Annotated in this window: 12 protein-coding genes and 2 pseudogenes; 2 read left to right on the top strand and 12 right to left on the bottom strand. The window is 66.3% G+C overall.

From position 1 onward, the window contains the following. From A37W_RS24695 to A37W_RS0112730, 6 genes and pseudogenes are all read right to left on the bottom strand, one after another. Positions 1-166 (bottom strand): annotated as a pseudogene (locus A37W_RS24695) (IS30 family transposase); the annotation flags it as partial. Between the two features lie 47 nt (positions 167-213). After that, positions 214-799, bottom strand: a pseudogene (locus A37W_RS24345) (IS3 family transposase); the annotation flags it as partial. A gap of 119 nt (positions 800-918) precedes the next feature. Further along, the gene (locus tag A37W_RS0112745) at positions 919-2,007 is read right to left on the bottom strand and encodes an ABC transporter ATP-binding protein (protein WP_018303424.1); all 1,089 of its coding nucleotides are present in this window, start codon (positions 2,005-2,007) and stop codon (positions 919-921) included. Next, positions 2,004-3,692 carry an ABC transporter permease gene (locus tag A37W_RS0112740; RefSeq protein WP_018303423.1) on the bottom strand — a complete coding sequence of 563 codons (1,689 nt, stop codon included), beginning with the start codon at positions 3,690-3,692 and terminating at the stop codon, positions 2,004-2,006. The genes A37W_RS0112745 and A37W_RS0112740 overlap by 4 nt, the downstream gene beginning before the upstream one ends. Positions 3,693-3,856: 164 nt before the next feature. Next, entirely contained in the window at positions 3,857-5,029 is a 1,173-nt protein-coding gene (locus tag A37W_RS0112735) for an ABC transporter substrate-binding protein (protein WP_157236489.1), read from the bottom strand. Positions 5,030-5,151: 122 nt separating this feature from the next. Continuing rightward, a complete protein-coding gene (locus A37W_RS0112730) occupies positions 5,152-6,273 on the bottom strand; it encodes a fumarylacetoacetate hydrolase family protein (protein ID WP_211206638.1) in 1,122 nt (373 codons plus the stop codon). On the opposite strand from A37W_RS0112730, the gene A37W_RS0112725 reads away from it, so the two are divergent. Both A37W_RS0112725 and A37W_RS0112720 read left to right on the top strand, forming a co-directional pair. After that, complete coding sequence (locus A37W_RS0112725; RefSeq protein WP_018303420.1) at positions 6,227-6,919, top strand: GntR family transcriptional regulator; 693 nt, start codon at positions 6,227-6,229, stop codon at positions 6,917-6,919. The two genes, A37W_RS0112730 and A37W_RS0112725, sit on opposite strands and share 47 nt — an antisense overlap. Continuing rightward, on the top strand, positions 6,916-7,488 hold the full coding sequence (locus A37W_RS0112720) for an NADPH-dependent FMN reductase (protein WP_018303419.1): 573 nt from the start codon (positions 6,916-6,918) through the stop codon (positions 7,486-7,488). Before A37W_RS0112725 ends, A37W_RS0112720 begins: the two co-directional genes overlap by 4 nt. Positions 7,489-7,518: 30 nt before the next feature. Here A37W_RS0112720 and A37W_RS0112715 read toward each other — a convergent pair whose 3' ends face one another. From A37W_RS0112715 to A37W_RS21870, 6 genes are all read right to left on the bottom strand, one after another. Further along, entirely contained in the window at positions 7,519-8,316 is a 798-nt protein-coding gene (locus A37W_RS0112715; RefSeq protein WP_018303418.1) for a glutathione S-transferase family protein, read from the bottom strand. A gap of 16 nt (positions 8,317-8,332) precedes the next feature. After that, the gene (locus A37W_RS0112710) at positions 8,333-9,781 is read right to left on the bottom strand and encodes an aldehyde dehydrogenase (protein WP_018303417.1); all 1,449 of its coding nucleotides are present in this window, start codon (positions 9,779-9,781) and stop codon (positions 8,333-8,335) included. A gap of 21 nt (positions 9,782-9,802) precedes the next feature. Further along, positions 9,803-10,246 carry a GlcG/HbpS family heme-binding protein gene (locus A37W_RS0112705; protein ID WP_018303416.1) on the bottom strand — a complete coding sequence of 148 codons (444 nt, stop codon included), beginning with the start codon at positions 10,244-10,246 and terminating at the stop codon, positions 9,803-9,805. A gap of 62 nt (positions 10,247-10,308) precedes the next feature. Continuing rightward, the gene (dctP, locus tag A37W_RS0112700; RefSeq protein WP_026198476.1) at positions 10,309-11,406 is read right to left on the bottom strand and encodes a TRAP transporter substrate-binding protein DctP; all 1,098 of its coding nucleotides are present in this window, start codon (positions 11,404-11,406) and stop codon (positions 10,309-10,311) included. A gap of 26 nt (positions 11,407-11,432) precedes the next feature. After that, positions 11,433-12,737: a TRAP transporter large permease gene (locus tag A37W_RS0112695; protein ID WP_018303414.1), complete on the bottom strand. Its 1,305-nt coding sequence runs from the start codon at positions 12,735-12,737 to the stop codon at positions 11,433-11,435. Continuing rightward, on the bottom strand, positions 12,734-13,186 hold the full coding sequence (locus tag A37W_RS21870; RefSeq protein ID WP_211206637.1) for a TRAP transporter small permease subunit: 453 nt from the start codon (positions 13,184-13,186) through the stop codon (positions 12,734-12,736). Before A37W_RS21870 ends, A37W_RS0112695 begins: the two co-directional genes overlap by 4 nt. Positions 13,187-13,278: the final 92 nt, after the last annotated feature.

Raw genomic sequence — 13,278 nt, 5'->3', positions numbered from 1 at the left:
CCGGCTGCGAGACACCGGCCCGCACGGCAGCTTCCTCGCTGGGAAGACCAAGAGCAATCAGGNCCCAGAAGCGCTGGCGTTCAAACCGCTGCGCCACTCCGGGCCGCCCAGGAGAGCGCAGCTTTCGCCCCGTTGATCGTTCGGATTTTCGTCTGCTTGTTGTCATCACAACCTCCTTTAACAGGGGTGTTGCGACGACCGGTTGAGACCGCCTTGCGAACCGCGATCCGAGTGATGCACCAGACCGGCACCTGGTTGCCGCTGGTGAACGGCCTGCTCCAGGGCATCGAGAACGAAGGCTGCGGTCGCGCTGCCGCTGACGCGCCAGCCGATGATCCGCCGCGCGTAGGTGTCGATGACGAAAGCGACGTAGACGAAGCCCCACCAGGTCGGCCTGGTGCCGAAGCTCGCGCTTTGGAGGCGGCGCGGGTGAAGGCGCTGGAGCGCGAGGTGCGGGAGCTCGCCGGTTCACCTTGTCGCGCGGGCATGGCTGGGCCAGGTCGGGGACCGTCGTCCTGAGCCGCTTGCCGCGGACGACGCCTTGCACGCCCATGGCGCGCATCAGCCTCTCCACCATGCAACGCGCGACGTCGAAGCCTTCCCGCAGCAGTTGGCGCCATACCTTCCGGGCACCATAGACGCCGAAGTTCTCGGCATGGACGCGGGCGATCTCGACCCGCAGCTCGGCGTCCCGCTTGGCGCGATCGGGCAGTCGAGAAGGATCGTCCTTTCGCGCCCGGTGCGCGTGATACGTCGAAGTTCCCATGACCCACGTGACGGTGGCGGCGGAGACCCCGAAGTCCCGCGCGATCGCCGGCAGCGTGACGCTGGCAGCCATGCTCTCGAGAACGGTGACGCAGACCGAGCGCATGAGTGCCAGAATCGCCAGAACGGCCATGGCCGGTCGAAGGTCCTCGCTCACGCCGAGAGCAATGCCACATCCTCGGGCCGGATATCGACGCCGATCCGTTGGCCGACCTCGACCGCCTGACTGGGATGGACGCGCGCGAAGATATGGGCAGTGCCGACACTGACCCGGCACTCCACGCAATCGCCGAGGAACATCTTCTCGACGATCTCGCCCTCCGGAAGGCCATCGGCCCCGGGGCCGATCAGTCGCACGTTCTCGGGGCGCACCGCGACGGTGACGTCCTCGCCGGCCTCCGCCTCGGTGGCGACGCTGTATTGCATCGGGCCCCATTCGGTCTCCAACTGGCCGACGCCGGAGCCGTTGACGGCTCTGCGCACCGTGCCGCCGGCAAAGTTGCACTGGCCGATGAAACTGGCGACGAAACGCGAGTTGGGGCGCATGTAGATCTCGACGGGCGAGGCCTCCTGCACGATCTCGCCGTCGCGCATGACGGCCACCCGGTCGGCCATGGTCAAGGCCTCGGTTTGGTCGTGGGTGACGTAGAGCGCGGTCATGCCGAGCCGCTTGACGAGCTTGCGCAGCTCCAGCCGGGTCTCGGCCCGCAGCTTGGCGTCGAGATTCGACAGCGGCTCGTCGAAGAGCACGACCGACGCCTCCCGCACGATCGCCCGTGCCAATGCCAGGCGCTGCTGCTGTCCGCCGCTGAGAAACGGCGCCGGGCGGCTCTCGTAGCCGGAGAGCTGCACGAGTTCCAACGCATTGGCCACACGGTCCCGGATCACCGCCTCGTCGATCTTGGGCCGCTTTTCCCGCAGAGGGAATGCCACGTTCTCGAAGACGGTCAGATGCGGCCAGATGGCGTAGGACTGGAAGACCATGCCGATGTCGCGCTTGTGGGTCGGCACGCTCACGCCGAGGCCGGAGTCGTGTACGACGGCGTTCCCGACGGTGATGCGCCCGCCGGTGGGGCGCTCCAGTCCGGCGAGGCAGCGCAGCGTCGTCGTCTTCCCGCAGCCGCTGGGACCGAGGAGCGTGTAGAATTCCCCCGCCGCGACATCGATGGTCACCCCGCGCACCGCGTGAACGACGCCTTTCTCGGTGTTGAACCGGACCTGAAGATCGTCGATTCCGATCACAGTGCACCTCCGCGCTGGCCGCTGAATCCGAAGAGGCGCAGGAGAAGCGCCAGACCGAACATGAAGGACAGCAGCATTATTCCGATGGCTCCTACCGAACTGATGTTTCCGTTGTCCCAGAGCGACCAGATCATGACGCCGAGAACCTCGTTGCTGCCGCCTTGCGACAGGATGAGGGGCAGGCTGATGAAGCGCACGCTGAGCATCGCCACGTAGATCCAGATCCCGACCAGCGTCGGCATCAGAAGCGGGCCGAAGATCCGCAGGGCGATGCGCCAGGGGGGCGCCCCCGACAGCTTAGCCGCGTCCTCGAGATCGGGATGGACCTGGATCATCGCCACGCTCATCGCCCTGACGGCGTATGACAGAAAGAGGATCGTGAAGCCCAGGACCAGCGCGTAGATCGAGCCGAATGTGCTGAGGCCCGTCCAACGGTCGACCTGCATGAAGAGCCAGAACAGCGCGAGGCCGAGGACGATGCCGGGGATCGAGTGCGGCAGGAAGCTGAGCATGTCCAGCGCATAGCGCCCCGCGAACCGCGTCCGCACGATGATGTAGGCGATGACGAAGGACACGATGGTCACCGTCGTCGCCGTCAGGAGCGTTACGTAGATCGTGTTGAAGAGCGTCCGCGCCACCCGCGGCTGGTTGAAGACGGTCTGGTAGTTCTTGAACGTGAAGCTCGCGATGGCGTCCCAGCTCGGCGGGCGCAGGTAGTTCAGCAGCGAAACGTAGAGCAGGACGAGGAAGGGCAGGACGATCGTCACGAACAGGAACAGCAGCGACAGCGCCAGCGCCGGCTTGCGCCAGCGGCCGAGGCGCACCTGCCGTGGCGTGTACCCCTTGCCGGTGATGATCGAATAGCGCTCGGAGTTCCGCACCAAGCGGAGGTAGAAGAACGAAATCACCAGTGCGATTGCCAGATAGAAGATGGCCGCCGCGTTCGCCTGACCGAAGGCCGGGATCGTCCCGATGTTGTCGATCAGGTTGTAGACCCGCGTGCTGAAGACGTGCAGGTTGACCGGCATGCCGAGGATGCCCGGCACCTCGAAATTCTCGATGGCGGTGATCGCCTGGAAGATGCTGATCGCGAGGACGCCCGGCAGCAGCAGCGCCAACGTCACCCGCCGGGTCGCCCGCATCGGGCTGGCGCCGCTGGCCGCCGCCGCCTCCTCGAGCGAAGGGTCCATGCTGCGCATCAGTGGCACGAGCATCAGGAACGCAACGGGGACGAGCCTCAGGCCCTCGGCGAAGATGAGCCCGCCCATGGTGTAGATATCGACGAGTGGCTCGCTGGCGCCGGTCAGGTCCATCCAGGTCCGGTTCACGAACCCCGACCTGGGACTTAGGAGAAGGACCCAAGCAATCGCGTGCAGGATGCCCGGAACGGCGATGCCGAGAGGAACACCGGCATAGATCCAGGTCTTGCCGGGCATATCCGATCGTTCGACCAGCCACGCCAGCAAAGCCGCGGTGGTGATCCCGAAGATCGTCGCTCCGGTCACGTAGATCGCGGTGTTCCAGATCACCCTGTCGATGCGCTGCTCGACCCAGACCGCGTAGAAGTTGTCGAGCCCCAGGTTGTCAAACGAGAATTCGTTGGGTAGGCGCGACAGGCTGAACGCACCCGCAACCAGCGAGAAGATCGGCGCGATCACCAGTGCTGCAAGCAGTATCAGAACCACCCAAGGGAAAAGACGGGCAACGATATCGCGCTCCGCCTTAACCTCCGGGACCTGCCGGACGGCAGACGGGCTGATCTCCGCGTTAGCCATTCCCTGTCTCCTTGACCCTGCCCCCGGACCCGAACGGGGCCCGGGGACAGCGCTCAATCCCGCGCTCTAGGGGTTCATTCAGGCCCGCCCGCCGCGGCCCAGAGCGGGTTCCAGACCTCGTAGAGCCTCGGCAGTTCGTTCACCATTCCGTCGATGGTCCGCAGAGCGATGTCCTTGCCGGCGAACGCCTCGAACAGCGGGGCGGCACCCTCGATCTGCAGGTCCCTGTGCACCGGTCCGTCGCCGCCGGCGGCCAGACGGACGAGCTGACCTTCCTGGCTCAGAAGCCAATTGATGAAGACCTTCGACGAGTAGTGCGTGGGCGAATTGCGGAACATGCCGATCAGGTTGAAATACTGCGGCACCGGCTCGGGGCAGTGCCAGCCGAGCGGCGCTCCGGTTTGCATCATCTCCCAGGTCTCGTCGTTCGGCGTCGGCAGGCCGACATCGAACTCGCCGACCAGCGGCAGGTTGATCATGCCGCCCACGCCCTCTGCGCGCAGCTGCGGCTGAAGGTTGTTGAAGAACGCGGGGAGGAATTCGTTCTCCATCCGCTCGGGGCCGTAGTCGGGATGCGTCCACAGGTTCAGCGTCCAGAGCTGCGCCCGGTTGGCCGCGCCGACCCGCCCGCCCGCAAGCGGGGAATCTTCCGCCACTAGGTCCCACCAGGTCGCCGGCAACTCTTCCTGTGTGACCCGGTCCTGGTTGTAGACGAGGCACCAGGTCGTGTTCTGCATCCCGGCGAACGTGCCATCGGCCGCACGCCGATCCTCGGGAATACCCTCCCACGCCGGCAGATCGTCGATCTCTTCCAGAGCGTCCGCCTCGAGATAGTCGGGCAGGCTGCCCTCGAAGCTCACCACGATGTGGCGGACCAGCTGGCCCGAATTGTAGGCCAGAAGCGGCTGGACGGCCCGCGCCGCACCCGAGGTTTCCGTCGCGATGATCTCGATCTCGGGATACCGCGCGTTGAAGACGGGCAGCCACTCGGCCACGTGTTCGGACGTGTCGTTGGTGCTGAAGTCGATCGCCCCCTCGGCCGCCGCCTGTTCGAGCCACTCCGCGGGCACGTCCAGCTCGGACGCCGTGGCCGCGGCGGCCTGGGCGATCAACTCATCGCCGATGCCATTTTCGGAAAGGAAGGCGCGCGCCTCTTCCGTCATCTCGGCCGACGCCGTCGTCGCCGCGGCAGCCAAAAGCGCGGCCACGGAACAGGCCAGCCTAACGTCTTCACGTATGGTTCTCATCGTCCTCAGTCCTCCCTTTGGTGGTGCGCGTTGCCCTCCAACACACCGTTTTGCCTGCATCTGCAGTCACAGAAACCCGACTCCCCACCCCCGGAACCCCGAGCGGCACCAAAGGAGACCTATCAGAGCTCGATCTCCGCATCCCCGTAGAGGTCCCGCTCCTCGATCGTATTGCGCAACTCGCCGAGGCCGGTCGCCCGCGTCACGACCATGTCGCCCGGTTTCAGGAAAACCTGCGGCGTGCGCGCGTTGCCGACCCCCGCCGGAGTTCCGGTGAGCAAGAGGTCCCCCGCGTTCAACGTCATTCCGAACGACAGTTCGGCGATCAGCGTAGGGATGTCGAAGGCCATCTGCGCGATCGGCGCCGATTGCATCACCTCGCCATTCAGTTCGCATTCGATGCGGATCGCCCCTAGATCCTCGATTTCGTCCGGGGTGACCAGATGGGGACCGAGGGGCGCCGTCTGGTCGGCGCTCTTGCCCCGCATCCACTGACCGCCGTGACGGCGCTGAATGTCCCGCTGGGAGACATCGTTGGCGAGGCAGTAGCCGAAGATGTGCTCATGCGCCCTGCCGGCCGGGATCGAGCGGCCGGGCTTGCCGATGACCAGGGCCAACTCGGCCTCGTAGTCCCATTTCTTCGAGCAGCGCGCATCCCAGGCGATCGCGTCCAACGGTCCGATCACGGCGTTCGGCGACTTGGTGAAGAAGGTCGGAGCGGTCGGGCGGTCCACCTCCTGCCCGTTGCGGCGCCCCTTCCCTTCTTCGAAATGGTCCCAGTAGTTCCACCCGGTGCAGAGTACGTCGCGCTTGAACCGCGTGATCGGCGCCGCGAGGTCGGCCTCCGCCGCCGCCACCCGCATCCGCCCGCGGTCGCCCGTTGCCGCCCGGGCGGCGTCGCGCCCCTCCGGCCCCGCTTCGATCAAAGCGGTCAGATCGGCGAACAGGTCACCGATCAGGACGATCTCGCCGTCATCCAGGACGCCCGGCTGCAGGTCGGATCGGGTCCTGACGCTCGCAAACCGCATATGCCCCCCCACGCGCCCCTCTAACGCGGTCCGGCGCTGCTCCGAAGCGTGATCTACATTAGCCGGACCTGTCAACAAATAATCGATCATCTTGATATGGGATCCAATTTTGATGGTTTCTTCTTCCCCGGCGACCGGTAGACTGACGGTCGAAAGGATGGGTAGGGGCATGCAGGAGCAGCACACCGTCAGGGTGGTGAAGACGACGCGCGCCACCGCGATCTACATCGACCTCCGGGACGCCATACTCGATGGCTCGCTAACGCCGGGGGCCAAGCTGAACGTCCGCGAGATCAGCGAGCGCTTCGACACCGGCCTCAGCCCGATCCGCGAAGCCCTCAACCGGCTCGCCACCGAGGGCCTGGCCCGGCACACCGACAACCGCGGCTTCGTCGTCTCGCCGGTCAGCCTGCCCGGCCTGATGGACCTTACCCAGGCACGCTGCTGGATGAACGAGATCGGCATCCGCAGGTCCATCGAGCTCGGCGATGCGGCGTGGGAGGAGAGTATCCTGGTCAGCTGCCATCGGCTTACCAGGACACCACGCACGTCCAGCAACGGGTCCGTCGGCCCCGATTCCACCTGGAACGTGGTCCACAAGGCGTTCCATCAATCCCTGATCTCGGCCTGCGGGTCTCCCTGGCTGGTCGAGACCTGCAGCCAGCTCTTTGACGCCGCAGAGCGCTACAGAAGCCTTGCCCGCCTTGCGGGCGTCTCGCGGTCCGATCCACGCGACGAACACCAGGACATCCTGACGGCCGCGCTTGACCGGGATCCCGACAAGGCGGCCGCCCTGCTGACCGAGCATTTCCAGCGCACCGCCGCACTGGTGAGAACAGTGGTCGGGGAGATCGAGACATGACCGAGGAGCGCCGAGCCCACATTGCCGTCATCGTCTGCAGCACCCGGCCCGGCCGGGTCGGCGACAAGGTCGGGACCTGGTTTCATGCGCTGACCGCCGAGCAGGACGGCGTCGACGCGGCGCTGCACGACATCGCGGACTTCGCCCTGCCCCTCTATGACGAGTCCCGCCACTCCCGGTTCGGCGACTACGAGCATGCGCATACCAGGCGGTGGGCCCAGGCGGTCGCCGCCGCCGACGGGTTCGCGTTCGTCGCGCCGGAGTACAATCACGGCCCTTCGCCGGCCCTGATCAACGCGCTGACCTATCTGGGGCCGGAATGGGCAATGAAGCCCGCCGGCTTCGTCAGTTACGGCGGTCGCTCCGGCGGCCTGCGCGCCGTACAGCTGACCAAGCCGATCCTCAACGCGCTGAGGATGTACCCGACCAAGGCCGGCGTAAGCATCCCATCGGTCAAGGATTTCGTCGTGGAGGACCGGTTCGCGGCAACCGGGGAGCACGAGAAGGAGGCTCTCGGACTTCTCAACGAGCTGGTCTCGCTCTCCGTCGGGATGAAGAGCCTACGCTGAGTCTTCCCCGAAGCCCGAGCGCCCCGGACATCAGCCGCGCGCCGGGACACGCTCCAGCAGGGCGTCGATATGTTTGGAGCCGCCCTCGCGCATCCTGACGGCCTGCTCGGCAGGTATACGGCCGGCGACCTCGGCCTGGTAGCTGGGTCTGTCCTGCATTGCGCGGAGCCAGTCTGCGATTCCGTCGTGCCGGCCCGCCCAGAGCGCCTCGAAGCCGAGGCGCCAGAGACGGTCGATGTAGGGCACCAGCGCGATGTCGGTGACGCCGAACCCGTCGCCGCTGACCCATCGTGTCTTTTCGAGTGCCGCAACCATGTCCCGGAACGTCCGGTCCATCGTCCTGAGCGCCGCGCCCACGTGCATGGACCCCAGCCCGTGATCATAAAGATCGCGCCGTTTGGCCCGCGCCACCGGGTCGGGCATGGCATCGAGATCGGCGGCGATCTGCGCCGGCGTCCGGGACGCCATCGCACGGTCGCGCATCACAGTGGAGAACGACAGAGTGTTGATCGCGCCGTGGATGGCCAGGCAACGCAGCAGCCAGTGGCGCGCCGCCGCTTCGGCCGCCCTGCCCTTCGGCATCAGGCGGCCGTCGTTGTACTCGCGGTCGAGGTATTCGAGGATCAGGCTGGATTCCACCAGGACCAGCCCGTCATCGATCAGGGTCGGAACCACCCCCGCAGGATTGAGCTCGAGATAGGCCGGATCATGCTGATCCCCGGCCTGAAGGTCGAGCTCGACCTCTTCGTAGACGCCTCCGATCTCGGCCAGCCCGATGCGCACCTTGATCGAGCAGACACTGGTCGCCGCATGGTACAGCTTGAACACCGGCCTGGCCTTTCTGTCAGAACGGGTAGGGTTGCTCGGGGTCCTCGACGGTGATCCAGCGCAATTCGGTGAAGGCGTCAATACCGGCCGAGCCGCCGAACCGGCCGTAGCCGCTCGCCTTGACCCCGCCGAAGGGCATCTGGGGCTCGTCGAAGACGGTCGGCCCGTTGACGTGACAGATGCCGCTCTCGATCCGGCGGGCCACGTCCATCGCACGCCGGACGTTCTGGCCGAAGACCGCCGCCGACAGGCCGTAGTCCGTGTCGTTGGCCAGCTCGACCGCGTGGTCGGTGTCCCGGGCGCGGATGATCGACACGATCGGACCGAAGCTCTCCTCGCCGTAGATCCGCATTTCGGGCGTGACGTGGTCGAGTATGGTGGCGGCCATGATCGTGCCGTCTTCGGGCAAGCCGCCACAGAGCCGCTTCGCCCCCTTCTCCTCGGCATCGGCCAGCAGGGCGGCGACATGACCAACGGAGTCGGCGTCGATGACGCTGCCGAGGTGCACCTTCTCGGTCGGCAGGCCTGCGACGAGGTCGGCGGCCTTTTCAGCCAGGGCCTTGGCAAAGACGTCCGCCACCTTCTCGTCCACGATGATCCGCTCGGTCGACATGCAGATCTGGCCGGAGTTCATGAAGGCGCCGAAGTTGGCCGCATTCACGGCGCCGCCGATATGGGCGTCGTCCAGCACAAGCAGAGGCGCCTTGCCGCCGAGTTCGAGCAGACACGGCTTGAGGTGCCTGGCGGCCCGTTCGGCGATGATCCGGCCCACCCGGGTCGAACCTGTGAAGTTGATCCGCTTGACAAGCGGGTGATCGATCAGCGCGTTGACGACTTCGGGCGCGTCGTCTGCACCGTGGGTGACGACGTTCAGCACGCCCTTGGGCAAGCCCGCTTCAGTCATCACGTCGGCCAGCATCCGGTGGGTCGCCGGGCACTTCTCGGATGCCTTGAGAACCATGGTATTGCAGCAGGCGACGGCCATGGCAAAGGCGCGCACGCCGAGGATCTGCGCAGCGTTCCAGGGCGCCATACCGACCAGAACGCCGACCGGCTGGCGGTAACCCATGGACAGGGAGCCGGGCCGGTCGGAGGGGATCACCTCGCCCTTGATCTGAGTCACGGACGCGGCGGCCTCGCGCAGGATCTTGGCGGCGAACATGCAGTTGAAGCCGTGCCACATCGCCGTGCCGCCGGTCTCGGCGGTGCCGGTCTCAATGAACTTCGGCGTCCACTCGTCCATCAGGTCGGCGGCCTTGTTCAGGATTTTGCGGCGCTCGGACGGGCCGGTCGCCGCCCAGGCGGGAAAGGCGGCGTGGGCGGCCCTGACGGCGCGGTCAACGTCATCCGCCTTCGCCGCCGCCGCCCGGGTGGCGGTCGTGCCGCGGACAGGGTTGGCCCGCTCGAAACTGCCGCCGCCGCTTGCGGGGACGTCCTCGTTGTCGATCAGTAGTCCGATGTCCATCGGTGTCTCCTCTAGAGTGGGTCAATCGGCCGCCCTCAGGCCCGCCGTAGCGATGCCTTCGCGTGCGCAGATTTCGTCGTTGTCGCCAGTGTCGCCGCTGATCCCGACGGCGCCGATCACGGTGCCGCCGTTATCAAGGATCAGCACCCCGCCGGCATTGGGGGCCATGCGCCCGTCCGAGGCGGCGACGATGGAGCCCAGGAAGGCCGGATTCTTGCCCAGCCTCTCGCCCAGCGTCCGGGCGGGCAGGCCCATGCCGACCGAGCCCCAGGCCTTTGCGAAGGCCACGTCGAAGCGGACGATGCCGCAGCCATCCTCACGCCTGGCGGTCACGAGTTGACCACCGGCATCGAGCACGACGGCCGTCAGCGGCAGGAACCCCGCGCTCCTGCGATAAGCGATGGCCGCCTCGGCAATCGCGTCGGCCTGCGCGAGGGTCAGGGAACTGGCGACGGGATAGACCATGGGTGTCTCTCCTTGGCGTGGGCTACAGGAAGGCGGCGCGCCGCCTTCCTGCAGGATTGGAGTCAGTAGTCGACCTGACTGTAGATTTCGTCCCACAGGAGCTGGGCGTAGTTCTCGGTCCCCTGCTCCTCGATGATGGCGTTCCATTTCTCGAGGTTCTCGAGGAAGGCGTTCACGATCTCCTCGGCGTTCTCCACGCCGCGGGCTTGCGCCCCTTCGATCACCCGCTGCTCGTAGCCGACAAGGTAGGCGTCCAACGCCTCCTCGTAAGCGCCGCCGAGATCGGTGACCGTCAGGCCCTCGGCCTGCCACTTCTCGAGCGCGGCGGCGTCCCGTTCCACGTAGTTGTCGACGATCCCCTCGATCGCGTGGGGCATCGCCTCCAGGAAGGCCGCCTGTGCTTCGTCGGACAGGCCTTCCCAGGTTTCGGCGTTGGTGGTCGCGATGGAGATCGCGAACTGCGAGCCGTTCGGCACGTCGATCACCGTCTGGACGACTTCGCCCAGCGAGAAGGTGTCGAGCCACTCGGGCGTGATGATGGTGCAGTCGGCGACGCCGCGCTCCATCGCCTCGAGCCGGGCCGGCGGCGGCACGTCGAGCTGCGTGCCGTTGAAGGTGGCGACCCACTCGGCGAGCGTGGTCTGGCCGATCACCTTGCGGCCCTGAAGGTCGTCCATCGACTGGATGTCGGCGGCGCAGGACATCTTGGTCGGCGTCGTCGCATGGGTGCCCATGAACATCGCATTGTTGTTGGCGTATTCGTCGCGGCAGGTCTGGCAGTCCAGCAGGATCGTCTCGTTCGCCGCGGCGGCAGTGGCGTAGGGGTTGTCGCCGATGAAGTAGAGATCGGAGAAGATCAAGTTCGCCGGCATGTCCGCCTGGGCGTCTTCGGGCTGGGTGAAGGCCATGTCGATCACGCCGTCACGGATCGCCTCGAAATTCCCGGCCGCGTCGAAGAGCTGCCCGGCCCAGAAGTACTTGACAGTGATCTCTCCTCCGGTGGCCTCGCTCACCCGCTCGAAGAGCGGCTGGATGCCTGCGGAATTGACGCCGACGACGGGCGGCAGGTGGGTGGAATATTGCAGTTCCTGTGCCGACAGTGTGCCGCCGGCGAGGGCGGTTGCGGCGGACAGGATCGCCGTTTTGCTCAGCAGTTTCATGGTGTCCTCCTCTGGGTTGAGCTTGGTCACCGCGCGCTCTCTGCGAGCACGAGGGAAATGGCGGGGAAGGCGATCAGAAGGCCGACTACGACGATCTCGGTCACGAAGAACCAGCCGGTGCCGCGGAAGATCGTCCCGACCGGGATCTGCGGCAGGATCGAGCGCAGGATGAAGACGTTCATCCCCACGGGCGGGGTGATCAGCCCGATCTCGATGTACTTGATGAACAGGATGCCGAACCAGATCATGTTGATCTCGGCCGCCTGGTAGATCGGCAGGAAAACCGGCAGGGCCAGCAGCATCAGACCGATCGGGTCGAGGATGCAACCAAGCGCCAGGAAGATCAGGCCGGTGGCGATGATCAGCATGAGGGGCGACAGGCCCCACGCAATCACGCTCTCCGAGATGAACTCCGGCAGGTCCGAATAAGCCATGAACCGGGTCAGGAGCACCGCGCCGAGGATGATGAAGAAGATACTGGCGGTATTCTCGATCGTCCCGCCGATCGCGTCGCGCAGGACCGCGCGTGTCAGCTTGCGCTTGAGCAGGGCGATCAGGACGGCGGCCACGACGCCGAAGGCGGCGCTTTCCGTGGCCGAGGCGATACCGGCGTAGATCGTCCCGACGATGACGAAGATGATGACCGGCAGCGGCCAGACGTCGGCCAGGGCGCGCCATTTCTCGCGAGGGTCCGCGTCCTCGCGCACCTTGGGCGCCAACGCGGGGTTCAGAGTGCAGCGGACCATGATCATCACGCAGTAGAGCGCGGCGGTCAGCAGCCCCGGCAGGATGCCGGCGAGGAACATCGCGCCGACAGAGACCTCGGCGAAATAGGCGTAGATGATCATCGGGATCGACGGCGGGATCATGACGCCCAGGGTGCCGGCGGCGGCCACGGTCCCGGTGGCCAGCCCCTTGTCGTAGCCGAAGCGCAGCATTTCGGGCACCGCGATCCGCCCCATCGCGACGGAGGTCACGACACTCGAACCGGCGGCGGCCGAGAAGCCGGCGCAGCCGATGTTGGTCGCGATGGCAAGCCCGCCCGGCAACCACGACAGCCAGAGCCGGGCAGCGTGGAACAGCGACGAGGTCATGCCCGAGGCATGGGCCACCGCCCCCATCAGCAGGAACAGCGGCACCGCCGAGAACTCCCAGTTCGCGGCAAAGCTGTAGGGAACGTTCTGCAAGATGGAGAAGGCGGCGCGCGGGCCCTGGATCACCATGATCCCGACGGTCGCGACCATCCCCATGGCGAGGCCGATGTGGAACCGCAGCATGATCAGCAGAATCATGACCCCGACGCCGATGCCGCCGACAGCGATGTCGCTCATGCCGTGGTCTCCTCGGGTGCGGCGCCGTTGTCCTTGCGGGTCAGCAGCGTCAGCAGCGCGGCCAGTGTCATCGCGGCGAGGCCGAGGACGACCAGCCAGCGAGAGGGCCACAGGATGAAGGCCGTGCCGGAAATCATTTCCTGCTCGCCGCGCGAGGTCTGACTGGCCGCCTTGATCCAGGCCTGCCAGGTCATGACGGCGAGAAAGCCCGTCAGGCAGATGCCGTTCGCGGTTCGCACCACCGTGCGCAGGCGGTCGGGAAGGCCGGAGTAGAGCAGGTCGGCCGTGATGTGGGCGCCCCGCAGCTCGGCATGGGCCAGCGGCAGGAAGAACAGCGCCACCATGTAGTAGCCAGTGACGATCTGGTGTGTCGCGAAGAGCGGCCAGCGGAAGAACTTGGTCGCGATGGCGTCGGCGAAGATGTGGGCCGTCGCCAGGACCAGGGCCACACCCGCGGCATATGTCATCAGCCGTGCGGCGCCCTCCGCAACCCGGAGCACCTGAGCCCGATGGCTAGCCTTCGGTGACATTGGCCTCCTCC

Origin of the sequence: Wenxinia marina DSM 24838 (assembly GCF_000379485.1) — a bacterium.
Lineage (GTDB): Bacteria > Pseudomonadota > Alphaproteobacteria > Rhodobacterales > Rhodobacteraceae > Wenxinia > Wenxinia marina.
The sequence above is the reverse complement of the archived record's forward strand: the minus strand, read 5'-3'. Positions and strand labels throughout refer to the sequence as shown.